At 71.6% G+C, this 23271-nt stretch carries 18 protein-coding genes and 2 pseudogenes; 11 read left to right on the top strand and 9 right to left on the bottom strand.

The features are described 5' to 3' along the window. Window positions 1-627, top strand: a pseudogene (locus AADR41_RS25130) (serine/threonine-protein kinase); the annotation flags it as partial. On the opposite strand, the gene AADR41_RS25125 reads toward AADR41_RS25130, so the two are convergent. From AADR41_RS25125 to AADR41_RS25115, 3 genes are read right to left on the bottom strand one after another with little or no spacing between them, the layout of a single operon-like run. Continuing rightward, the gene (locus AADR41_RS25125; RefSeq protein WP_342283668.1) at window positions 628-2154 is read right to left on the bottom strand and encodes a nickel transporter; all 1527 of its coding nucleotides are present in this window, start codon (window positions 2152-2154) and stop codon (window positions 628-630) included. Between the two features lie 15 nt (window positions 2155-2169). Further along, complete coding sequence (locus AADR41_RS25120) at window positions 2170-3501, bottom strand: tetratricopeptide repeat protein (RefSeq protein WP_342283667.1); 1332 nt, start codon at window positions 3499-3501, stop codon at window positions 2170-2172. Further along, on the bottom strand, window positions 3498-4979 hold the full coding sequence (locus AADR41_RS25115) for a DUF4331 domain-containing protein (protein WP_342283666.1): 1482 nt from the start codon (window positions 4977-4979) through the stop codon (window positions 3498-3500). Before AADR41_RS25115 ends, AADR41_RS25120 begins: the two co-directional genes overlap by 4 nt. Before the next feature lie 290 nt (window positions 4980-5269). Here AADR41_RS25115 and AADR41_RS25110 point away from each other — a divergent pair, with 290 nt between their 5' ends. Beyond that, on the top strand, window positions 5270-5971 hold the full coding sequence (locus AADR41_RS25110; protein ID WP_342283665.1) for a hypothetical protein: 702 nt from the start codon (window positions 5270-5272) through the stop codon (window positions 5969-5971). Window positions 5972-6045: 74 nt separating this feature from the next. On the opposite strand, the pseudogene AADR41_RS25105 reads toward AADR41_RS25110, so the two are convergent. After that, window positions 6046-6375, bottom strand: a pseudogene (locus AADR41_RS25105) (hypothetical protein); the annotation flags it as partial. Window positions 6376-6601: 226 nt separating this feature from the next. Here AADR41_RS25105 and AADR41_RS25100 point away from each other — a divergent pair. From AADR41_RS25100 to AADR41_RS25090, 3 genes are all read left to right on the top strand, one after another. Further along, a complete protein-coding gene (locus tag AADR41_RS25100; RefSeq protein ID WP_342283664.1) occupies window positions 6602-7438 on the top strand; it encodes a helix-turn-helix domain-containing protein in 837 nt (278 codons plus the stop codon). Beyond that, window positions 7435-7671, top strand: coding sequence for a DUF397 domain-containing protein (locus AADR41_RS25095; protein WP_342283662.1), 237 nt, complete (start codon window positions 7435-7437; stop codon window positions 7669-7671). Before AADR41_RS25100 ends, AADR41_RS25095 begins: the two co-directional genes overlap by 4 nt. Before the next feature lie 144 nt (window positions 7672-7815). After that, a complete protein-coding gene (locus AADR41_RS25090; protein ID WP_342283661.1) occupies window positions 7816-9807 on the top strand; it encodes an Ig-like domain repeat protein in 1992 nt (663 codons plus the stop codon). A gap of 28 nt (window positions 9808-9835) precedes the next feature. Here the strand turns inward: AADR41_RS25090 and dnaN are convergent, their stop codons facing one another. Further along, window positions 9836-10963, bottom strand: a complete 1128-nt coding sequence (dnaN, locus tag AADR41_RS25085) for a DNA polymerase III subunit beta (RefSeq protein ID WP_342283660.1) — start codon at window positions 10961-10963, stop codon at window positions 9836-9838. Between the two features lie 338 nt (window positions 10964-11301). Here dnaN and AADR41_RS25080 point away from each other — a divergent pair, with 338 nt between their 5' ends. Then, entirely contained in the window at window positions 11302-12780 is a 1479-nt protein-coding gene (locus tag AADR41_RS25080) for a helix-turn-helix domain-containing protein (RefSeq protein WP_342283669.1), read from the top strand. Between the two features lie 90 nt (window positions 12781-12870). Here the strand turns inward: AADR41_RS25080 and AADR41_RS25075 are convergent, their stop codons facing one another. Next, complete coding sequence (locus AADR41_RS25075) at window positions 12871-13767, bottom strand: glycoside hydrolase family 19 protein (protein WP_342283659.1); 897 nt, start codon at window positions 13765-13767, stop codon at window positions 12871-12873. Between the two features lie 333 nt (window positions 13768-14100). Continuing rightward, entirely contained in the window at window positions 14101-14955 is an 855-nt protein-coding gene (locus tag AADR41_RS25070; protein WP_342283658.1) for a glycoside hydrolase family 19 protein, read from the bottom strand. A 280-nt stretch (window positions 14956-15235) separates the two neighbouring features. On the opposite strand from AADR41_RS25070, the gene AADR41_RS25065 reads away from it, so the two are divergent. Then, window positions 15236-16765 (top strand): PstS family phosphate ABC transporter substrate-binding protein, encoded by a 1530-nt coding sequence (locus tag AADR41_RS25065; protein ID WP_342283657.1) that lies wholly within the window; start codon window positions 15236-15238, stop codon window positions 16763-16765. A gap of 60 nt (window positions 16766-16825) precedes the next feature. On the opposite strand, the gene AADR41_RS25060 is transcribed toward AADR41_RS25065, so the two are convergent. Further along, window positions 16826-18109 carry an adenylosuccinate synthase gene (locus AADR41_RS25060; RefSeq protein ID WP_329197109.1) on the bottom strand — a complete coding sequence of 428 codons (1284 nt, stop codon included), beginning with the start codon at window positions 18107-18109 and terminating at the stop codon, window positions 16826-16828. A gap of 186 nt (window positions 18110-18295) precedes the next feature. Between AADR41_RS25060 and AADR41_RS25055 the strand changes: the two genes are divergently transcribed. Continuing rightward, the gene (locus AADR41_RS25055; RefSeq protein ID WP_342283656.1) at window positions 18296-19153 is read left to right on the top strand and encodes a diacylglycerol kinase; all 858 of its coding nucleotides are present in this window, start codon (window positions 18296-18298) and stop codon (window positions 19151-19153) included. A 51-nt stretch (window positions 19154-19204) separates the two neighbouring features. Further along, complete coding sequence (locus tag AADR41_RS25050) at window positions 19205-19912, top strand: hypothetical protein (protein WP_342283655.1); 708 nt, start codon at window positions 19205-19207, stop codon at window positions 19910-19912. A gap of 141 nt (window positions 19913-20053) precedes the next feature. Here AADR41_RS25050 and AADR41_RS25045 read toward each other — a convergent pair whose 3' ends face one another. After that, on the bottom strand, window positions 20054-20572 hold the full coding sequence (locus AADR41_RS25045) for a GbsR/MarR family transcriptional regulator (protein ID WP_342283654.1): 519 nt from the start codon (window positions 20570-20572) through the stop codon (window positions 20054-20056). A 113-nt stretch (window positions 20573-20685) separates the two neighbouring features. Here AADR41_RS25045 and AADR41_RS25040 point away from each other — a divergent pair, with 113 nt between their 5' ends. Both AADR41_RS25040 and AADR41_RS25035 read left to right on the top strand, forming a co-directional pair. After that, on the top strand, window positions 20686-21618 hold the full coding sequence (locus AADR41_RS25040; RefSeq protein WP_342283653.1) for an ABC transporter ATP-binding protein: 933 nt from the start codon (window positions 20686-20688) through the stop codon (window positions 21616-21618). Then, on the top strand, window positions 21615-23249 hold the full coding sequence (locus tag AADR41_RS25035) for an ABC transporter permease (protein WP_342283652.1): 1635 nt from the start codon (window positions 21615-21617) through the stop codon (window positions 23247-23249). The genes AADR41_RS25040 and AADR41_RS25035 overlap by 4 nt, the downstream gene beginning before the upstream one ends. Window positions 23250-23271 lie beyond the last annotated feature (22 nt).

Genomic DNA, 23271 nt, shown 5'->3' with positions numbered 1-23271 from the left:
CCCTCCTACCCCACCGCCCCTCAGCAGCCCGGACCCGAGCCGGCCCGGCGCCGACGGGGCTCGACCATCGCGCTCGTCGCCGTCGCCGTGCTCGTGGCCATAGGCGCGGGCGGATCCGTCTACGCGCTCATGAACGGCAAGCCGCCGGGCCCCACCCCCGGCCCCACCGGCTCTCCGTCCGCCAAGGACACCTCGACGGACTCCCCCAAGACCGACGACCCGTCCTCGCCGGACCCCTCGGCCACCGAGGAGAAGCAGAACGGCGACGGCGCCGTCCCGTCCGGCTACCTCGGCACCTGGTCGGGTTCCATCGAGAACGTGGCCGGCCGCTCCACCCGGAAGCTCGTCATCCAGCAGGGCACGGTCGGCCAGAGCGTCCTCACCCTCACCGCCGACGGCCCGCTCGACACCGGCGGCTCGTACCACTGCGTCTTCCAGGCCGATCTGACCGCGGAACCGTCCTCGGGCGGCCCCATGAGGATCGGCCCCTCCACGGTCACGGTCGGCGAGCCCATGACGTCCTGCACCGCGGGCGGGGCCACCACGCTGACGCTGCTCCCGGACGGTTCGCTGCGCCGCACGAACGACGACAGCGGCGATCAGCTGACGTACACGAAGGACGGCTGATCAGGCCAGGCTGCGCACCGTGAGGCCGATCCCCACCGCGAGGACGGCCAGCGCGGTCAGGACGCCCACGTACGGGGTGCAGCGCCGCAGGGCGGGCAGCCGCCGCTCGCCCAGGGCGGCGAGCCGGTTGCTGCCGCCGGCCAGCAGCAGACCGGCGGAGGTGAGGGTGAGCGCCATGCCGATGCCGTAGCCGACGACCAGCAGGACGCCGAAGAACGTACGGCTGAGCGCGACGGCCCCCAGCAGGACGACCAGCGCGGACGGGCTGGGCACCAGACCGCCCGCCAGCCCGACCCCGAGCAGCGCGGGCAGCCCTTTGCGCCGGGAACGCCCGTGCCCATGGCCATCGCCGTGGTCGTGATCGTGATCGTGGTCGTGGTCGTGGTCGTGGTGATGCCCCGGTCCGTGCGCATGCCCGTGACCGTGCCCATGCCCGTGACCGTACGGAGCCGGGTGCCCCGTCCGCAGTGCGCGCACCGCCGTCACCACAAGTCCCGTGCCCAGCGCCGCGATCACCGCCCCGCTCACCGCCCCCAGCCACCCCAGCAGCCGTTCCCCCAGGAAGCCGCCCCCCGCCGTCAGCACCAGCCCCATCGCCAGCACGCCCGCCGTGTGGGTCACCGTCACCGTCGCACCCACCGCGAACGCGGCCCGCACGCCGCCCTCCTTGCGGGCCAGGCAGGCGGCGACGGCGAGCTTCGCGTGCCCCGGCAACGCCGCGTGCCCGGCCCCCAGGAGCATCGTCAGCAGGACCGCGAGCAGGCCCACCGGCACCGTCAGGTCCCGGCCCGACGTCAGGCCGGTGAGCCGGTTCTCCAGCGCCGGGAACAGAATCGCGCCCCGGTCCACGGCCGGTGCCGCGCCGGGCAGCCGGAACCCGCCTCCGCCCGCCCCGCCCGACGCACCCGGCTCCGTACGGATCCGCGCATCGACCACGTCCGACGACCGGCCGCCGTCCCCACCCGTGGGATAGCTCCGCAGCGCGTCGCTCGAACTGCGCTGCGGCACAGAGGAGTTGACCAGCCGGACTCCGCTCCCGACCGCAGTGATCTCCTTCCAGCCGGTCCGTGCCGCCTCCGCCCCCGAGGCGAAGGCGACCTCGGCCGGCCCGGACAGATCGGTGTCGGCCCGCAGCGCGCACGTCAGCCGGGCGACGGGCAGGCCCGCCGCGCCCTTCCCGTACGTCAGGGAGGTGCGCCCGACGTGCCAGTCGAGCGCCACGCCGCCCACCGACGCCCGGGTCCGCCCGGCCAGTTCCGCGCACCGGGCCCGCGCGCGGGCGGCGGCCTCCGCCGCCGAGACCGTCCCGTCCCGGTCCAGATCGGTGGCCTCCTCGTCCTGGGCGGTGGGGATCTCCGCGCTGTCGACGACGGCCGTGTCCTCGATCCCGTCCGGCGCGAGCCGCAGCCCGTCGTAGTGGTTCAGGCTGAAGTTGCCGAGCGGATGGGCCGGTTGGGCATGCGCCCGCGGCGCCGCGGACAGACAGAGGAGCAGCGCGGCAGCCACCGCACCGCTGATTCGCTTCATCAACAACGCGAGAACTCAGTTCTTTCGGTTCTGCTGTCGGTTCTTCTGCCGGGGGTGCTGCTGGGGCTGCTGCTTCAGCATTCGGGTGGCCAACGGCGCGTGGTACGGCGAGAAGTGCGGGTTCAGGGTGAGCGCCTCCCGCAGATGGCGGTCGCCCTCCGGCAGCCCGAGGGTGTGCTCGATCGCGCCCCGGTGGTACCGGAACAGCGCGTTGCCCCATCCCGTCCGCGCCGCCTGCCGGGCGTACCCGACGGCCTCCGCGTCACATCCCGCACGGTGCAGCGCCCAGCCCAGCGCATCGGCCACGATCACGCTCCGGGCCCGCTTCCACTCCCCGCGCATCAGCTCCACCGCGACCTCCGGTTCGCCGTGGTCGGCCACATACAGGGCGAGATGCGGATCGACCGGCCCGCCGGAGGCACGCAGCAGCCGCACCTGCGCGTCCAGCGCCGCCTTCTCCCCCCGCACCCGATCGCCGCCCCCGCCCAGCTCCACGGCCTCCGCCAGGAACTGCGGCAACGGCGTCCGCGCCACCAGCCGCCGGTACATGTCCAGGGCCTTCGCCGTCTCCCCGCGCACCGCGTGCACCTTGGCCAGCCCGGCCTGCCCGTACGGATACTCGGGGACGGCGTCCACCGCCCGCCGGAAGTGCCGCTCGGCCCGGTCCACCGCACCCTCGTTCCATGCCAGGTCCCCCGACCTGGCCTCCGCGAAGGCGCGTTCCTCGGCGGTACCGGCGCTCTCCACCGCCCTTTGGAGCGCGATCGCGGCGTCCTCGGGCCGGCCGTTGGTCTCCAGGTCGTACGCCGCCCTGCTGTACGCGGCCCCCGCCGGAGCGATGTCCAGCAGCCGCTGCACGGCCGACCTGGCCGCCGGGTAGTCGCCGAGCTGGATCTCCGCATCGGCCAGCACGGCGTATCCGTCCGCCCGGTCCGGTGCCATCCGGGTGGCGCGCAGCCCGAACTCCCGGCCGTCCGCGAACTCGTGGCGGGCGTTGGCCACCAGCCCCTGGCCCGTCACGGCGGCGTAGTTGTCCTTGCGCCTGAGAGCCAGCGAGCGGCGCAGGGCCTCGTCGGCCGCGTCGAGCCGGCCCGCGTCGAGCGTGACGCGGGCCTGTTCGACCTCCGCCCGCGCCAGGCCCGACCAGCCCGTCGGGTCGTCCGGGTAGCGCTCCGTGCGCCTGCGGGCCGTGCCGACGGCGAGGCCGACGGCATCGGGCACCGCCGCGGCCCGCGCGGCGACGGCCGCCACCGGGTGGTTCTCCGTACCGGGACCGAGATACAGCAGTCCCGCCACGCACCCGGCCACGGCCACCGCCCCGCCCGCCACGGCGATCGGACGCCTCACGGGCCCGCGTGCGGGAGGTTGAGATACGGGAACGTGCTCTGCGCGTCGGCGACTTCCAGGGCGACCACCGGCTTCGGCAGCAGTCCGGGCGGCGACGGCTGTGCGGGCTCGCCCTCCAGCATCCGCAGCAGCGGTCCGTCGATGTTGTCGTTGAGCCGGCGTCCGTTGGGGAAGCCCTGCCGGTCGCCGTCGAGCACGCCCATGGCGCGGGGCGCGGCGGTGATCGGCGTCATCAGGTTCAGCCGCAGTTCCTCGGCCGGCACGATGCGGCTCGGGTCCGCGTCCGCGTTCATGGTGTGGGTGTTCAGGTCGTAGCCGAACTTCGAGCCGTTGTCCTGGCCGATGCCCTTCAGGAACAGGGCCTGGATGTCGGTGCGCGGGGTCGCCGGCGCCGGGTACCCCTGGGCCGTCTGGATGCGGTGCGGCGGCACGGGGTCGAGGGTGTCGGCCAGGAACTCGTTCTCCAGGTGGTCGTCCTCGGGCGCCCGCGCCTGGAAGCGGTCCTCGGGCCCGCCCGGCCTGGAGAGGCCGACGGTGGAGCCGTACACCGTGAACGCCAGGTGCGGGTTGCCCTGCCGCGAGACCTGGCGGAACGTCGGCGCCTGCTTCGCCAGGCTGCGGCCGAGGTCCGCCCCCGGCCTGGACACGCTCGCCCACACCCCGATCACCGGGTTGCGTGCCGGGTCGCCCTTCAGCGCCACCTCGCTCTTGGGCACCTGGATGATCAGGCTGTTCACATTGAGCACCGACAGCGGCTGGGCGTCCGGCAGCCAGCCGGGCACCGGCCCCCGCGTCCCGACCGTGTACAGACCGAATACCTGGGTGTCGGCCTTGAACGAGTCCGCGGCCTGGCTCGCGAGGGTCCGCCCGCCACCGGGCAGTTCGCGGATCGCCTGCGAGCGCAGCCTGCCGTAGTCCGGCATCAGGAACCGGCCGGTGTCGGTGGGTGCGGCGATCGCGTCGCTCAGCAGCGTGCGGCTGGTGCCGCCCGCCGTGACCCGCTCCAGGTCGTACTTCTGGCGCACCCCGAGCGAGCGGTCGTCCAGCGAAGTCACCGGCGCGGGGCCGACCTTGGGCCCGAGCCCGAAGGGCCTGCGGTCGTCGTCCCGGAAGGTCCAGCGGTACGTGGTGTCGGGCACCCCGTCACCGTCGGCGTCCGTGTGGATCTCGTACCGCGCGCCCGTCGCGAACGGGTAGTCCACCAGCGCGTTGGCGGCCGTGCCCGGCATCTCGAACGGGCGGACATTCGCGATGAGGGTGACCATGTCGGGGTTGTCCGGGCTGCTGAACGCGTAGACGTCGGTGAGGTCCGCGGCCGTGTCCAGCACGGACGACGGGGCGTCGACGTGACCGCCCGCCTCACTGTTTCCGGTCAGCGGCCCCCACAGCGACGCGGCGGTCAGCGCGGCGGCGGTCGCGGTGAGTGCCGCGAGCCGCCCGCGTGGAAAACGGCGTGGCTGTCGGACAGTTGCGGACATGCGACGCTCCAGTGCTCGGTGGGGAGTGCGCCCAGACTGGTGCGTTGTTGATCATGATGTGAAACGCAGCGCGCCGTTCGCCGCCAATCGCGTGGAGCTTTTCCGCCGGGCGGTCTAAGGACCGTTTCACCGGACGCACAGGTATGCATGGATGGACATGCCCGACGGGCGGCCGAGAACCCTGACGCTTCGACGTCGACCGGCCAACTCGACTTTCCATACAACCTGTTGGGCTGTCCGGACACTTCTGGTCCGGGAACCCCCACGCAGCAACAGACCAGGAAGGCCCCATGAGTATGCGCGCAATCCGCCGTCTCACCGTCCTCGCCGCAGTGGCCGCACTCGCCCTGCCGCTCGGCCTGGCATCGGCCGGAGCAGCCGACTCGAAGTCCGCCCCGGCCACCATCCGCACGGCGGCTGCCGACCCGTTCCCCGGTGTGTACATCTCCCCGTGGGGAGACGCCCAGATCGAGCTCAGCCCGGAACTGCTGGACTGGATGCGGACCGAGGGCATCACGCTCGAAGCCGTCAGCCCGTTCGTGATGGACGCGGACGGCCGGGGCTTCTCCATGCCGATCGGCTCGACGGCGGGCGACGGTCTCGACTCGCAGGGCCGCATCTTCTACCCCGGCGGCCTCAACTTCCGCCACGCCGCCTCGAACAAGACCGTCACGCTGAAGCCGACGTACATCCGCGTCATGCCGACCCCGGGCTACTCCGCCGGAGTCGCGGTGAACGGTGTACCGCTCGCCGACGAGGTGATGGTCGCGGACACGACTCCCGCCGAGGCCCTGCTCGGCGCCCGCCCCAGCCCCACGGGTTTCCGGCTGGAGAAGGTGCCGTTCCGCATCACCGCCGAGGCATCGGAGCTGTTCGCCGCGGTGACCGGCCGTCCGGGTCCGCGCGTCGGCAGCCTGCTCGGCACGCTCACCCCGAACTTCGACTACATCCCGGGCCGGCGCCCGTCGCCCATCGGTTTCCCGAGCTTCTAGCCCTCCCCGGTTCGGCCGGCGTCCGGCCGGTCCCGTTCGCGGGCCGGTCCGGGTGTCGGCCGTTTCGTGCTGCCCAGCAACGCGAACGCCGCGTTGAGCAGCAGCAGCGTATGGACGAACCTGCCCGGCACGGTGGGCGGGTAGTGCCACGTCAGCGGCCACGTCCGGCCGCTCAGCGCCGGGATCGGTACGTAACTGACCCGGCCCGCCGTGGCGTTCAGCTCGGTGGCCCCGGCCGGCCACGTCCTGCGGGCCGTGGTCCCCGCCGGGACGAGGAAGTACACCGCCCGCCGCCCGTTCGACTCGGCGACGACGGGGCCGGGCTCGCCTCCCGTGATCGCCTCCATCAGCAGGGCCAGCCGACGCCCTTCTTCTCCGTCCACGCGCACGGCGTCGAATTGCACGCCCGCTTTGCGCAGTTGAAATCCGGAGTACGGAATCCACTCAAGGTTCAGTTCACTTTTCGGCGCATTCACAGGACCAGTCTCGCCCTTGTTGGCTACCGTTTTACGTGACTGACGAGGGGCGTCGCATACCCGTTGACCTGCGCGAACTCCCCTGGAACACAGTTGAGTTCGGCGGGGCCGGGTAGTGACCGGTTGAGACCGGTTGAGTCGAAAAGGGATCGCAATGGCGCGAGCTGAGAACAAGGAAATGGCGAGTCCGACGGCCAAGTTGGTTGCCGATGTGGCCAAAAAGGCCCGCGTCCGCAGGAAGCTGACCCAGGAACAGCTTGGTAAGGAGATCGGCTTCTCGGCGGCGGCGATCAGCGCGATGGAGACCTGCGCACAGCCCGCGAGCGACGACATGCTGGTGGGACTGGAGCGGGTGCTCGGGGACGGCATGGGCGTGTTCGAACAGGCGCGGGTGTACATGCGGATGGAGGCGTACCCGCCGCAGTTCAAGAACTACGCGCTACTTGAACAAAGCGCGGTCAGGCTTGAGCTGTACGCCGCGTTCGTGGTCCATGGGCTCTTCCAGACGGAGGCGTACGCGCGGGCGCTGATCGGAGGTGGCTACCCAACGCTGTCCGACTCCCGGGTTGAGGAGCTCGTCGAGGCGCGAACAGCCCGCCGGGCACTGTTCGACCGAGAGCCGACGGCACTGATCGAGTTGGTCCTGGAGGAGTCCGTCCTGACTCGGGGCATCGGTAGCGAGGAGATCATGCGGGACCAGATGCGACACCTCGCGAAGTGCGCGCAACGCCGCAACGTCACGCTTCAGGTATTGCCGCTGGACTGCGGACTGAGCGGGGAGCACGCTGGAGACCGAGGAGATATCAACCTGGTCGAGACCCCGAATCACGAACGCCTGCTCTTTCTGGAGGTTCAGGGCGAAAGCCTGCTGATCAGCGATCCCGCCGGGGTGAGCGCGCGCGCCCAGCGGTGTGCAAAGATCCGGTCGCAGGCCCTGGGCCCTCGTGAATCGCTGGGCCTCATCAAGCGGTTGGCAGGAGACGAGGAATGAGCAGCACCCTTAGGTGGTTCAAGTCCAGCTACAGCGACAGTGGCGGCGGCAACTGCATCGAAGTGGCCTTCGGCTGGCACAAGTCCTCGTACAGCAGCTCCAGCGGCGGCGAGTGCATCGAGGTGGCCACCTGCCCCCACTCCGTTCACATCCGGGACTCCAAGGTGCCCGAAGGCCCCACCTTCACGGTCGCTCCCGATGTCTGGAAGACGTTCCTCACCTGGGCGGACTGACGTTTCGCCGGGCCGGGGAGGCGTTCCGCCCCGGCCCCGCATATGTGTAGGACTTGTGGACGCCATGGCATACCCTGCGTTCGTGGGCCGCACCCCTCTCATCTCGGGTGCCACGGCCCTCTCTTACCGTGGGGGTAAATCATTTTGCGTACGCGCAGAATCTCGGCCGCGACCTCGCTCGCGGTCCTCTTCAGCTCAGTGGTTCTGGTCGGCGGGGCGGCGAATCCGGCCGCCGCCGACTCCAGCAAGGTTCTTCCCGTCGCGTCGGTCGGCGACATCGTCGCGGACGGTGTGCACAAGCGGGTCTTCATCAGTGACCCGACCGGCGGCAAGGTGCTCGTCACCGACTACAACGGCGCGGTCATCGGCACCATCGCGTCCCTGCCGGGTGTGACCGGCCTCGAACTCTCCGCCGACTCCGGCACGCTGTACGCCGCCGTGCCGGGCGCCGACGCCATCGTCACCATCGACACGGCCGGGCTCAAGGAGTCCGCCCGGTACGCGACCGGCGAGGGCACCGACCCGAAGCACCCGGCGCTTGCGGGCGGCAAGCTCTGGTTCGGGTACGGGGCGGCGGGCGAGGGCAACATCGGATCGCTCGACCTGTCCGGCGCCGAACCGGTCGTCACCCTGGACCAGGACCAGGACCGCACCTGGTTCTCCGCGCCGACCCTGGCGTCCACGCCCGGCGCGCCGGGCACGCTGGCCGCCGGCATCGAGACGCAGAGCCCCGCGGAACTGGCCGTGTACGACGTCGCCTCGGGGACGGCCACGCGGACCGCGCACTCCTCCGTCGACGGCGGCAACATGCGCGACCTGGCGCTGAGCCCGGACGGCAAGCAGATCGTGGTGGCCAGTGCGGCCCCGTACCTGCACCAGGCGTACAACACGGCGGACCTCACGCGGGGGGCCGCGTACCCGTCCACCTCGTACCCCAACGCGATCGACATCGCCCCGAACGGCACGGTCGCCGCGGGATCCTCCGCCTGGTACGACCCGGACGTCTACGTCTACAAGCCCGACAGCACCACCAAGCCCGTCCGGACGTACGAGTTCCCCAACACCGGGAACAGCAGCGGCGCGGACACCCTGATGGACGCGGGGCTGGCCTGGGCACCGGACACCAGCAGGCTGTTCGCGGTCACCGCGAACAGCCTGGGCGTCCGTTCGCTGCGGGTGCTCACCGACGCCGTGAAGTCCGCGAGCACCGTCACGGTCAACGCCCCGGCGAAGTCCGCGCTGAACAAGAAGCTCACCGTCACCGGCCGGGTGAAGTCCGACGGCGCGTTCCCGGCCGGCTCCAGGGCCACGGTCACCCGCACCGACATCGAGTCGCCCAAGGGCAAGGCACTGCCCGCGGTGGCACTGAAGTCGGACGGCAGCTTCTCCTTCGCCGACACCCCGACCGCCGGTGGCCAGGTCACGTACAAGGTGTCGTACGCGGGCGACGCGACCCACTCCGCGGCCTCCGGCTCCGACAAGGTCGCCGTGCCCCGCACGGTCACCTCGCTGACCGTGAACCACAACAAGGCGCTGTACTCGTACGGCACCGACGTGACGTTCACCGCCCACCTCGGCAAGACGTACAAGAACCGCACCGTCGAGCTGTGGGTGGACCCGTTCGGTCCGGACAAGCCGAACAAGCTGGTGAGGACCGGCAAGGTCGACTCCAGGGGCAACCTGTCGACCAAGGTCGACATGACCCGGGACACCACCGTCACCGCGGTCTTCAAGGGCGACGGCCGGTACACCTCGAAGAAGGTCACGTCGACCGCGTTCGCCAAGGTGAAGGTCTCGACCTCCATCTCGAAGCAGTACAAGACGGCGAAGATCGGCAAGACGTCGTACCGGTACTTCCACAAGAAGACCAACCCGGTCTTCACGACGACGATGACGTACTACAAGAACCGCTCGCACAAGCTGTCCCTGGAGCTGTACTACCAGGGCAAGTGGTACGACGCGGGCTCGCAGTACTTCAAGCTCGGCACCGCCGGGAAGTCCATCGTGACGCTGAACGGCACCCATGACACGGGCTACCGGATGCGCGTCCGCGCCTCGTACGTCAACGGCACCTCGGGCGACACGGTGAACTCGACCACGCACGGCGCCTGGCAGTACTTCATCTTCACGAAGTAACCGCCCGGCGCCCCTGCCCCGCCCCGCGCTACACCAGCGGCTTCGCCGACATCAGAAGGTGCTGGTGAGCGGGGCGACCGCCGTCCGGCAGCGCGTCCCCGGCAGCCGGACGGCCGGTCACCATCGCGCGCTGCCCCGGTCCCATCAGCTCGAAGCGGATCACGGGGGCGTCGAACGAGCCCAGCGCGTCCATCAGATACGCGGGGTTGAAGGCGACCGTGAGGTCCGCGGCGCCCTCCAGCACGGCGGGCAGGCGCTGCGAGGCGACATCGTCCTCGTAACCCGCCTGGAGCAGCACCGAGCCCTCGGAGAAGGCGAGCTGGAGCGGACTGCTGCCCTCCGCGACGACGGCGACCCGCTTGACGGCCTCGACCAGGGGTGCCCGGTCCGTCTCGGCGGTGACCGCGCCGGCCATCGCGAACAGCTTGTCGTGGCGCGGCAGCCGGCCGTCCAGCAGCCGCACCGTCGTACGTGTCCCGGCCTGCTCGAAACCGGCCGAACCGCCGTCCAGGGCCAGGCTGACCAGGCCGCCCCGGCCGAAGGAGCGGGCGATCTCGGTGAGCCTGCGGGCGGAGACCACGACATCGGCCGAGACACCGTCCCGGCCGGGCTTCCAGGAGAGCGTGCGCACCGCGAAGCGGTAGCGGTCCGTGGCGGCGAGCGTCATCCGGTCGCCGTCCAGCGCCAGCCGGATGCCGGTCAGCGTCGGCAGCGTGTCGTCCCGGCCCGCCGCCACCGTCACATGGGCGACGGCCGCCGCGAATTCCTCCGCGTCCACCGCGCCGAGCACCTCCGGCAGCGACGGCAGGGACGGGTAGTCGTCCAACGGCAGCACCGAGAGGCCGAACCGGGCACCGTCACTCGTCAGCGAGAACCGTGAACCCTCGACGGCGCACTCCACCACCTTCTCGGGCAGCACCTTGCAGACGTCGAGCAGCCGGCGGCCCATGACCAGGACCTTCCCGGCCCGTACGGTCTCCGCCGCCACCTCGATGCGGGCGGACGCCTCGTAGTCCAGCCCCGAGATGCTCAGCCGGCCGTCGGCCGCCTCCAGCAGCAGCCCGCCCAGCACGGGGACGGGCGAGCGCGTGGGCAGCACCCGGGCGGCCCAGGCCACGGCATCGGTCAGTGCGCTGCGCTCAATGCGGAATTCCATGGCGGCGGCCTCTCCCCGTCGACTCCGATCGCGGACGCGATCGCGAGCCGACCCTAGGGGCCGCCACTGACAACGGAAGAAGTTGAACGGTTGCGGCCGACGCGACAGCGGCCACCCCCGTGAGCCGCTGCTGTCGCCCCCGTACCCCTCCCCCAAGGGGTGCCGCAACCGTGTTCGGACTCTAGGTCTTCGGGTACGTACCCGAAAGCTTCAATTCGCACTGTGTGGGCCGTGGTGGGTATCAGTCCGCACAATCAAACCGGTAGCCTTGGTTCCGGTTTTCTGGCAGGAGTGGAGATCTTGTGCGCGCGCGGGAACGGGCCGATGACGTACTGCGGATGTACCGGCTGGCCCGGTCCGGCGGATCACAGGAGCTGCTGCGCTGGGTGTCCGGCCGGGCCGCGGGCTGGGCCGGGCTGCTCGACGGGGACGGCACCGTACTGCACGGCGTGACCCGGAGCCAGGACGGTACGGGCGTGAAGGCGGCCGCGCTGGCGCGCGAGTACGCGAAGAAGCTGCCGGGGCTCGACGCCCGCTCCTTCTCCTTCGACCGGGGCACCCACACCGCGCTGCTCTTCCCGCTGGACGGAGCGCCGGACGCCGCCGCCCCGATCCTGGCCGTGGTCGCGCCCCACCCGCTGCCGGACGGGCTCGCCATCCTGCTCGCCGATGTGTCGATGCCGCTCGCCATGTGCTGGGCGGCGGAGGCCGTGGAGCGCAGGCGGCGGCGCGTGGACCTCGCGGAGTCCCGCAGCAGGGAAGCGGTACTGCATCTGCTCATGACGGGTCAGCTGTCCATCGCGCACCAGGTGGCGGGCGCGCTGAAGCCCCACCTGCCCGACCCCGTCCGGGTGTACGTCGTGGAGTGTCCGGCCGGCCGCCGGGACGAGGTGGCGCGGATCTGCTCGGAGCTGTCCGGCGGCCGGTCCTGGATCGTCCGCTGCCCGGTGTACGCCCGCCATCTGATCCTCGTCGTGCCGGCCGACGCGGGTCTCGCCGAACGGCGGCTCGGCATCCGGGTCGCCGAGGCGGTCACCGAGTGCGTCGCGGGGGTGAGCGAGGACGTCCCGCTGGCCGACACCGCCACCGGCTACCGCCAGGCGTTCCACGCGCTGGCCGTGGCCCGCGGGCTGCCCGCCCGGCACGCCCGCTTCGGCTCGGCTCCGGACCCGGCCGTGGCCGCCGGGGCGGCCGGGGCGCGGTGGGCGGACGAACTGCTGCACCCGCTGCTCACCCATCTCCCGCGCCGCAGCCAGGATCCGGGCAGCCAGGAGCTCGCGGCGACGCTCACCTCCTGGCTGGCCTTCTCCTCGCACGCGACCCAGCATCTGAAGATCCACCGCAACACCCTGGCCGCCCGGCTGCGGCTGATCGGCGAACTGCTCGGCCTGGACCTGAACCGGGTCGGCGACCAGGCCGCCCTCGACCTGGCCCTGCGGATCCGTGCCACCCCCACCGCGCCCGGCAGAACCGGCCGGGACCAGCGGGCGGACCGGCCGCCGCTCGGCCTGGACGACGTCCTGGGCGTACCCGCCGTACAGCAATGGGCGGACCGGCAACTGCGCCCGCTCACCGGCCCCGGAACGGCGAAGAGCTCCGCCGACCCGCGGGAGACCCTCCGCGTCTGGCTGGCGTGCGAGGCCCAGCTCGCCCCGGCGGCGGAGTCGTTGGGGATCTCGGTGCCGGGTGTCCGCAAGCGCCTGACCCGGCTCGAATCGGTTCTGGGCCGTTCACTGCTCCAGACGCCGAGCGCCCGTTACGACCTGTGGCTCGCGTTCCGGGCCCTGGACCTCGCGGAGCCCGGCGTCGCCCACTGACCCCGGAAGGGGCCGCTGAACCCGGAAGGGGGCGTGTCCGGCCGGAGCCGGGCACGCCCCCGCCGGGTGGGGGACAGTGGGGGCCGCGGGTCAGCAGCTCAGGTTGGAACCGGGGGTGGTGCCGAGGATCTGCACGAACGCCTGGTAGCGGTCGATACGGCTCTGGACCTGGGAGGGGTTGCCTCCGTTGCACTCCAGGGTGCCGTTGATGGAGCGGATGGTCTCGCCGAACCCGGCGCCGTTCACCATGGCGTTGTGGGCGGTCATCGTGCCGGGGCCGTTCTGGGTGTTCCAGTACCAGAGGCCGGTCTTCCAGGCGACCGAGGCGTTCTGCTCGACCAGGTACGGGTTGTTCAGCAGATCGATGCCGAGCGCGTCACCGGCGGCCTTGTAGTTGAAGTTCCAGCTGAGCTGGATCGGGCCGCGCCCGTAGTACGCGGCCTGGCCGGCCGGGCAGCCGTAGGGCTGGCTGCTGTCGCAGTAGTGCGGGTAGTTGGACGTGTTCTGCTCGACCACGTACACCAGACCGCCCGTCTCGTGGCTGACGTTGGCGAGGAACGCCGCCGCCTCCTGGCGCTTGACGGTGTCGCTGCCGGTGTTCGCGAAGCCCGGGTACGCGCTCAGGGCCGCGGTCAGCCCCTCGTACGTGTAGAACGAATTCCGGTTCGGGAACATCTGGTTGAACTGCGCCTCGCTGACGACGAAGCCGGACGGGGTGCCCGGGTCCGTGCCGCCGTCGCCACAACTGCCCTGGTCCGCCCAGACGTCGGAGCTGCCGGGGGTCTCGTTCTGGGTCCACCACTTGGCGGTCCAGTTGTGTCCGTTGTAGGAGGCGGATCCGCCCCCGGTGTAGACGGACGAGGAGCTCCAGGGGGTCGCGCAGGCGGCCGCCGCGGCGGCGTTGGCCGCGGTGACCGCGGGGAGGAAGACGATCGTTGCGGCGACCGCGGCCAACGCGGTCAGCAGGCCCATGACGCGCCTGATCATGCGATCACTCCTTCGGTGCGGCGCACCGGTCCGAGCGGTGCGCCGCCATGGGGGGTTGCCCGTCACTCAAGCGGCACTGGTCTGAACCTGTCAAGGTCTAGACCAAGAGAGGTGTCCACACAGGGAAGCATCCGGGGGCGCACGGACGGCGCATCGCACGCATCGCGCACCGACGCCCGGCGGTGCGCCGCACCGATCGCATGACGGCGTACGACGAGGCGTCACGTCCGTCATGCGACGGCGTACGACGGTGCTTCACGCCCATCACGTGACGGCGTACGACGATGCGTCACGCCGATCACGTGACGGCGCACGACGGTGCATTACGGCACGTCAGCAGGTCAGTCCGGAGCCCGGTGCCGTCCCGAGTACGGATGTGATCCGCTCGTACTTGGCGACCCGGGCCGCGACCGAGGCGGGGTTGCCGCCGTCGCACTCCAGGGCCCCGTTGAGCGAGCGGATCGTCTCGCCGAAGCCCGCACCGCCGACCATCGCCTCGTGCGAGGTCATCGTGCCGGGGCCGTTCTGGGTGTTCCAGTACCAGAGCGCGGTCTGCCAGGCGACGGACGGATCCCGCTCGACGAGCCAGGGGTCGTCGAGCAGATCGAGGCCGAGCGCGTCGCCCGCGGCCTTGTAGTTGAAGTTCCAGCTGAACATGATCGGGCCCCGGCCGTAGTACGCCTTCTGCCCGGCCGGACAGCCGTACGGTTGGCTGTAGTCGCACTTGCGCCAGTAGTTGTCCTCGTTGATCTCCTTCACGTACTGGAGCCCGACCGACTCGAAGTCCGCGTGGGTCAGGAACGCCGCCGCCTCCCGGGCCCGGGTGGCCGGCGTGCCGGTGTTCGCGAAGCGCGGGTAGGCGTGCAGGGCGTCGATCAGACCCTGGTACGTGTAGAAGGGGTTGCGGTCCGGGAAGATCTCGTCGAACTGCGCCTCGCTGACGACGAAGTCCGAGACCCCGCCCGTGCAGGCCCCCTGGTCGTCCCAGACGCCGGTGGCGCCCGGATTCTCGTTCTGCGTCCACCACTTGGCCGTCCAGTTGCGGCCGTGGTGCGAGACCGTGCCGCCGGCCGTGTAGGCGGTCGACGCACTCCACAGGGGCGCGCACGGTGCGGCCGGCCGGTCGGTGGTGGCGGTGGCGGTGGCGGTCGGGGTGAAGGCGGCCGTCGCGAGGACGGTACCCAGCACGACCGGAAGGCCCTTGGTCCTTGCCGTCCTCAGTGCCGTCCTCAGTGCCGTCTTCAGTGTCGTCTTCAGCGCTGCTCACTCCTTCGACAGGGCACGCCGAACCCCTCGGCGGGCCGTCCGGATGTCCCGCCACTCAAGCCCCACTGGTCTGGACCTGTCAAGGTCTGGACCAGCCGGCGAACAACGGGCGAACACCACTCGACAGGACCCTCCCGGCACCCCCAACTCCCTTGCTCCGTACGTACGGTGGCCAAAGGTTTCTCAAGGGGGTGCGAGGACCGTGGAGTGGCTCAGCGCCGAGAACATCGTGGCCGTGGCGACCGCCGTGCTGGGGGTCCTGGCCTCCATCGGGGTGCTCTGGTACGAGCGCCGGGTGCCCCGCCGCAAGCGGATCGGCTACCGCGTCCAGATGGACACCCCGATCGGCAGCGAGGCGGGTCTGGGACGGGCCAATGTGCGGCTCGGCCTCTTCGGCGAGACGCCGGACATGGACGATGCCACGCTCGTCCTGCTCAGGATCGAGAACGACGGCTCGCAGTCCATCGCCGACAACGACTACACCGGACGCGGACTCCACGGGCTGACCGCGGAGTTCATCGGCCGCACGGTGCACAGCGTCGCGGTCACGCACGCGCCCGGCGCCGACCATCTGATGGAGCACTTCACCCCGGACGGCGGGCTGCGCCAGAGCGGCTCACGGATCCGGCTGCCGCGCGTACCGCTCAACCGGGGTGAGCACTTCAAGCTGCTGGTGCTGCTCACCGGGGCGGCCGTGGACAGCCCCATCCGCATCATCGGCGGCATCCAGGACGGCGAGGTCGGCCCCAACCGGGCGGTCCGCCCCGACGACAAGCCTCCGCTGTTCGGCCCGGCCGCCCGGCTGATCACCGTCGCGCTGACCGTCTGCGTCGTCACGCTGGCCTCGATCATCCTGGTGCGCGACGACACCCCGCCCCCGATGGGCTGCCGGCGCGGCACACTGGTCGTGACCGGCTCCACCGCCTTCAGGCCGGCCCTGCTGGACCTGGCGAAGAAGTACGAGCAGGAGTGCGAGGGCTCCGACATCCGCGTGCAGGCGCACGGCAGCAACGCCGGGATACGGGACCTCGCGGACCGGGGCGCCGAGGCCGGGAAGTCCGGCTCACCCGCCGTGATCGCCTTCTCCGACGGACCCAGGCCGGACGGCTTCCCGCAACTGAGCGAGAGCCGGGTCGCCGTCTCGCTCTTCCGCCTCGTCGTCAACGACCGGGTGGGGCTGAAGAACCTGAGCCTCACCGACGTCCGGCGGATCTACCGCGGCGAGATCCGCAACTGGAAGACCCTCGGCGGCCCCGACCTGCCCGTGCTCCTGGTCAGCCGGGACGCCAACTCCGGCACCCGCGAGGTCTTCCAGCGCCGCGTGCTCGGCCACAACGAACCGGCCCAGTCGTCCCGCGACTGCACCACCAAGGACGACGTACGGGCCCGGGTGGTGCGCTGCGAGCTCGACTCCACCGAACAGGTCCTGGCCATGGTCGGCCGGCGCGACGGCGCGATCGGCTACGGCGAACTGCGCCAGGGCACACCGCTGCGCGGAGCCCACCCGCTCGCCATCGACGCGGCCACCCCGTCCGCCGACACGATCGGCGCCGGCAGCTACCCGTACCGCGAGGTCGAGTACGCCTACACCTACGGCCGCCCGCCCACCGGCTCACTGACCGCCGGCTTCCTGGGCTACCTCACCCGGGGCGACGGCCAGGACGTGATCCGCGCCCGCGGCCACCTGCCGTGCGCGACGCCGCAGGCGCTGCGGATCTGCGGCGAGGGGTGAACGCGCGAAGGGGCCGGGGCGGCTCTTGCGGGCCGCCCCGGCCCCTTCGTTCCGTCCCGCCTACAGGAAGGAGTTGATCTCGATGGTCTCGGTGCGGCCGGGGCCGACACCGATCGCGGAGATCGGCGCGCCGGACATCTCCTCCAGCGCCTTCACGTACGCCTGCGCGTTCTTCGGCAGGTCACCGAAGGTCTTGGCCTTCGTGATGTCCTCCGACCAGCCCGGCAGCATCTCGTAGACCGGCTTCGCGTGGTGGAAGTCGGTCTGGCTGTACGGGAGCTCCTCGACGCGCTTGCCGTCGATCTCGTACGCCACGCACACCGGGATCTGCTCCCAGCCGGTCAGCACGTCCAGCTTGGTGAGGAAGAAGTCGGTGAGACCGTTGACCCGGGTCGCGTACCGCGCGATGACCGCGTCGAACCAGCCGCAGCGACGGTCACGGCCGGTGGTGACACCGCGCTCGCCACCGATCCGGCGCAGCGCCTCGCCGTCCTCGTCGAGCAGCTCCGTCGGGAACGGACCGGCGCCGACGCGGGTGGTGTACGCCTTGAGGATGCCGATGACCCGGCTGATCTTCGTCGGGCCCACGCCGGCACCGGTGCAGGCGCCGCCCGCGGTCGGGTTCGACGAGGTGACGAAGGGGTACGTGCCGTGGTCGACGTCGAGCAGCGTGCCCTGACCGCCCTCGAAGAGGACGACCTTGCCCGCGTCGATGGCGTCGTTCAGGATCAGCGTCGTGTCGGCGACGTAGGGCTTGATCTGCTCCGCGTACTGGAGCATCTCCTCGACGATCCGGCCGGACTCGATGGCGCGGCGGTTGAAGACCTTGGCGAGGAGCTGGTTCTTCTGCTCCAGGGCCGCGTCGACCTTCTGCTCCAGGATCGACTCGTCGTAGAGGTCCTGGACCCGGATGCCCACGCGGTTGATCTTGTCGGCGTACGTCGGGCCGATGCCACGGCCGGTCGTGCCGATCTTGCGCTTCCCGAGGAACCGTTCCGTCACCTTGTCGATCGTGACGTTGTACGGGGTGATCAAATGGGCATTACCGCTGATCAGCAGCTTGGACGTGTCCACGCCGCGGTCGTTCAGCCCACTCAGCTCGGAGAGCAGGACGGCCGGGTCGACGACGACACCGTTTCCGATGACCGGGGTACACCCCGGCGAAAGGATTCCGGAGGGGAGGAGATGCAGTGCGTACTTCTGGTCACCGACGACCACCGTATGGCCGGCGTTGTTGCCGCCTTGGTAGCGCACCACATAGTCCACGGATCCACCGAGGAGGTCGGTGGCCTTTCCCTTGCCCTCGTCACCCCACTGAGCACCGAGCAGCACAAGTGCGGGCACAGGCGTACACCCCTTCCGGGCGGGGCATGTCCAAGGTCAGGGGGCGTACGTAAACGTCGTACATGCCGTACGACGATGTACGACAAGGCCTGAACCGTCGAACCGGGTGCCCCGGAATAGACGAAGCCCCTGGCGCAATAGCGCAAGGGGCTCTTGCACCAAGATGCTACCCGAGGAAGGACCGAGGTGTCGGCTGCCCAGCCCCCCGGCGACGGTGCGCACCAGCTGCTGGTGGTCATCGACCCGGTCGCCCGCCGGACCGACGGCGAGTCCGTGCGTATCGCGAAGGACGTGCTGAGCGCCGGTTCGCACGCCAAGATCTGCCTGCCCGACGGGCCCGAGGAATTCGCCAGGGCCCTGTCCCGCCGGGGTGGCCGGCGGCCGGTGGTGGTCGGCGACGACCGTGCGCTGCGGCGGGCGGTGGCCCAGCTGCACCGGGAGCGGGAGCCGGGCGGGAGCGTGCTCTCGCTGATCCCGGTGGGCACCGCCGCCGCGCTGGAACTGGCTCAGTCGCTCGGCGTGCCCATGGGTGCGGTGGCGGCGGCGCGCACCGCGCTGGACGGTGCCGTGCGCAGGCTCGACCTGCTGGTCGACGACAGCGACGGCGTGGTCCTGGGCGCGCTGCACATCCCGGCGATGAGCACGCTGCCGGGCGGGGCCGCCGCGCACACGGGGGTCACGGCGGTCTGGGACACCTGCCGCAATCTGGTCCGCACCCTGGTCCGCCCCGTCCCGTCGGCACCCGCCGCCCCGCCGCCCACGCACCGGCTGCGGGTCGAGGCCGACGGCGTGCTGCTGAACGATCTGGACCACCCGGTCGAATCGGTGACGGTGACCTCGCGCTGCGGTGACGGAGGTCTCGCGGAAGTGGTCATCCGCCCGCCTTCGGCCGATCCGGTGACGACGGAGGCGAAGGCCGTCACGGTCTCGGGCGCGGACTTCCGCTACCGGGCGGACATACAGGTCGGCGGGCCGGTCCGGACGAGGACCTGGACGGTGCGGGCGGGGGCCTGGGGACTGATGCTGCCGGTGGCGCAGGGGTGACGGACGACGGGACGACGGGGTGACGGGACGACGGGATGACGGGATGACGGGGTGACGGACGTTTCGGCCTCTCGCGCACCGTCGGTCACCTACGCCGCGCTGGCCGCCGTGGCGGAGTCCCAGGCCGGGCGGCGGGGACCGGCCACGGCGAAGCCACGGCCGGTGGGCGATGTGCGGGCGGGGCGGGCGGTGACCTGGTGGCGGGTGCCCCTGCTCCGGCGGATCAGCGGGATCGGGCGGACCTCGGGGCTGCTCGGGTACACCGTTGTCGTGGCCGTGGTGTGCGCGGCCACGGGGGCCGACTCGGTCCCGGGCGCGCCGAGGGCCCTCGCGGTCCTGACCGGGATCGTTGGCGCCTACTGGGCCTGGCGGACGTTCACCTCGGGCATCCCGTCGGCGCGCCGGACGGCCCGTGCGGCCACTGCTCCGGGGGGCCGGACACGGCGGTACACGCTGCTGTTCGACGCCGGAGACGCGGCCGAGGGGCCCCTGCTGGTGATCTTCCCGGCCGAAGGGGCGGACGCGCTGCCGGAGGGGCTGGCCCGGATCGTGCCGCCGGGGCCGGACAAGTGCCCCTGGGCGGGGCTGCCCGCGCCGGCCGGGACCGTCGAGCTGCGCGGGTGGCCGGACGGGGAGCGGGTGGTCGTCGCCTGGATCGAGGGGCGGCCGTACTGGCCGCAGGACGTGTACCAGGACGTCGACCCGTCCGACCCCGAGGCCCTCGAAGCGGTGGCGGAGCTGCTCCCCGGCCCGATGTGACGTTCACCGGCCTCGTGCGGCGCTCACCCGCCTCGTGCGACAGCCACTGGCCTGATGCGACGGCCGCCGGCCCGTGCGACGGTCACCGGCCCGATGCGGGGGTCGCCCGCCCCGGGTGACGGTCACGGCCCGACGCGACGGTCACACGGGGCGGTTCGGGAGGTCGAGCGTCTTGCGGTGCTCGTGCCAGCGGCCCATCATCCCGACCAGCTCCGCCTGCAGGAACTCGAAGAACGCCACCGTCTCGGCGATCCGGGCACCGGCCGGGGTGTCCTCGCCCAGGATGCGGACGCCCTCCTTGAGGGTGTTCTCCCAGCGGGTCAGCACCCGGTCCCGGCTGGCGAAGGTGGAGAACCAGACCTCGTCGATCAGGCGGTAGCGGTCGCGGCGCGAGCCCGGGTCGCGTTCGCGGCCGACCATGCTGACCTGCGTGAGGTAGCTGACCGCGCCGGACACGGCCGCCGGGCTGATCTGGAGCGCCACGGCGAGCTCGGCGGAGGTCATGGACCCGTCGTCGTCCGCGAGGAGCGCGGCGAAGACGCGGGACGCCATCCGCTGCATCCCCGCCTCGGTCATCTCGGACGCGAACCGCTCCACGAACCGTGCCACGGCCTCCTCGTCCCGCCCTGAGCGCGTGTTCTCTTCGGTCTCGCTGGTCATCGCCCGATCGTCTCCCCTGATCTCCGGCCCCCGGTCTTTCGGCCCTGCCGTGACATCAACTTTATACGCTTCCTTAACTTCACAAATTTGTGAAACTAGCGTAGCTTCAAAACATGACGAAGGCGATCACGGTGGCCGGACTGCACAAATCGTTCGGTCGCACACACGCGCTGGACGGCCTCGACCTCACCGTCGAGACCGGCGAGGTCCACGGCTTCCTCGGACCCAACGGATCCGGGAAGTCCACCACCATCCGGGTGCTGCTGGGGCTGCTGCGGGCCGACTCCGGCGCCGCCCAGCTGCTCGGCCGCGACCCGTGGCACGACGCCGTGGAGCTCCACCGGAAGGTGGCGTACGTCCCGGGTGACGTCACGCTGTGGCGCAACCTCTCCGGCGGCGAGGTGATCGACCTGTACGGGAGCCTGCGCGGCGGCCTCGACCTGACCCGGCGCGCCGACCTCGTCGACCGGTTCGAGCTCGACCCCACCAAGAAGGGGCGCACGTACTCCAAGGGCAACCGCCAGAAGGTCGCCCTGGTCGCCGCCTTCGCCTCCGATGTGGATCTGCTGATCCTCGACGAGCCCACCAGCGGACTCGACCCGTTGATGGAGGAGGTCTTCCAGGACTGCGTGGCCGAGGAGCGTGCGCGCGGGCGGACGATCCTGCTCTCCAGCCACATCCTCAGCGAGGTCGAGACGCTCTGCGACCGGGTCAGCATCATCCGCCAGGGACGCACGGTCGAGACGGGCTCGCTCGCGGACATGCGCCACCTGACACGTACGAACATCAGCGCCGAGCTGGCCGGGGCACCCGACGGGCTCGCCCGGCTGCCCGGCGTCCACGACCTCGACGTGCAGGGCCTGCGGGTCACGCTCCAGGTCGACACCGACAAGCTGGACGCCGTCCTCAAGTCGCTGACCGCCTCCGGCGTCCGGACGCTGACCAGCACTCCGCCCACCCTGGAGGAGCTGTTCCTGCGCCACTACGCGTCGGACGCCACGGACACCGCCGGCAGCGACGAGGGCGCGGGGGTGGTGGCGCGATGACCACCGTGACCATGACCACCCCGGCCGGTGCCCGGCGTCGGACCGGGGCCACCGCCGGGCAGCTCGCCGGGACGTGGCGGCTGCTGCGGCTGGCGCTGCGGCGCGACCGGATCATGATGCCGGTCTGGGTGCTCGTGCTCGGCGGCTCCTTCTCCTCCGTCGCCGGCTCCCTCGCCTCGATCTACGGCACCGCCGGACAGCGCGCCGAGCTGGCCGCGTCGATGAACGGCAACAGCTCGCTCCGCGCCATGTACGGACCGGTCTTCGGCGACTCGGTCGGCGGGCTCGTGAGCTGGCGGATGGCCTCCTTCGGGGCGGTGCTGGCGGCCGTGATGAGCCTGATCGTCGTCGTCCGGCACACCCGGGAGGAAGAGGAGACCGGCCGTCAGGAGATGCTCTCCTCCGCGATGGTGGGGCGCCGCGCCCCGCTGACCGCCGCCCTGCTCGCCGCCGTGATCGCCAATGCGGCACTGGCCCTGGTCATCGCGGCGGGCCTGGCGGGATCGGGCGCGGGCGGTGCCGGGGCGGTGGCGCTCGCCCTGGCGGTCGCCGGGACGGGGGTGCTGTTCGCCTGCACGGCGGCGATCGCCGCGCAGTTCACCGAGAGCGCCCGGCTCGCCAAGGGGCTCACGGCGGCGGTGATCGGTGCCGCGTTCGTCCTGAAGGCGGCGGGCGATTCGGCGTCGGACGACGGCTCGTCCGTGCTGACCTGGCTCTCCCCCATCGGCTGGGCGGAGAACGTCCGGGCGTACGCGGACGAGCGCTGGTGGGTGCTGTTCGGCTTCGCGGCGGCCGTCGCGGTGCAGGCCGCCCTGGCCTACGGGCTGGCCGGGCGGCGCGATGTCGGGATGAGCTTCCTGGCGACGCGACCGGGGCCCGCGCGGGGGCGGATCTCCACGGCGTCCGGGCTCGCGCTGCGACTCCAGCGCGGTGCGCTGACCGGGTGGACGCTCTCCTTCGCGGTGGTCGGTGTCGCCTTCGGCGGGCTTACCGGCGGGGCGGCCGATCTCGTCGGCGACAACGCGAAGACCCGGGAGATCTTCGAGCGGATGGGCGGACAGGCCGGGCTGACCGACGCGTTCCTCGCCACGATGGTCTCCGTGCTCGGGATGGTCGCGGCGCTGTACATCGTCGCGTCGGTGCTGCGGCTGCACGGCGAGGAGACCGCCGGGCGCGCCGAGCCGGTGCTGGCGGGCGGGGTGGGCCGGATCGGCTGGGCGGCCGGTCATCTGGTCATCGCGTTCGGCGGGGCGGCCCTGCTCATGGCGGTCGGCGGCCTCGGCCTGGCCGTGGGCTACGGCCACGAGCTGCCGGCCGTGCTGGGTGCGTCGCTGGTGCAGCTGCCGGCGATCTGGCTGCTGGGCGGGGTGACGGTCCTGCTGTACGGGGCGTTCCCGAAGGCGGCAGTGGCGTCCTGGGGCGTCGCCGGGATCTGCCTGGCGCTGGGATGGCTCGGGCCCGCAGTGAACATGCCGCAGGCCGTGATGGACATATCGCCGTTCACGCACCTGCCGAAGCTGCCCGGCGGCACGGGAATGGAATGGGGCCCGGTGCTCGCGCTCACCGCCGTCGCGGTGGTGCTGGTCGGGGCCGGGGTGGGGGCATTGCGCAGGCGCGACGTCCTGACGTGACGGTGACGCGGGGCGGGAGTCC

The organism is Streptomyces sp. CLV115, assembly GCF_038448545.1.
Lineage (GTDB): Bacteria > Actinomycetota > Actinomycetes > Streptomycetales > Streptomycetaceae > Streptomyces > Streptomyces sanglieri.
Note: the sequence above shows the minus strand (reverse complement) of the source record. Positions and strands in the feature narration are given on the sequence as shown.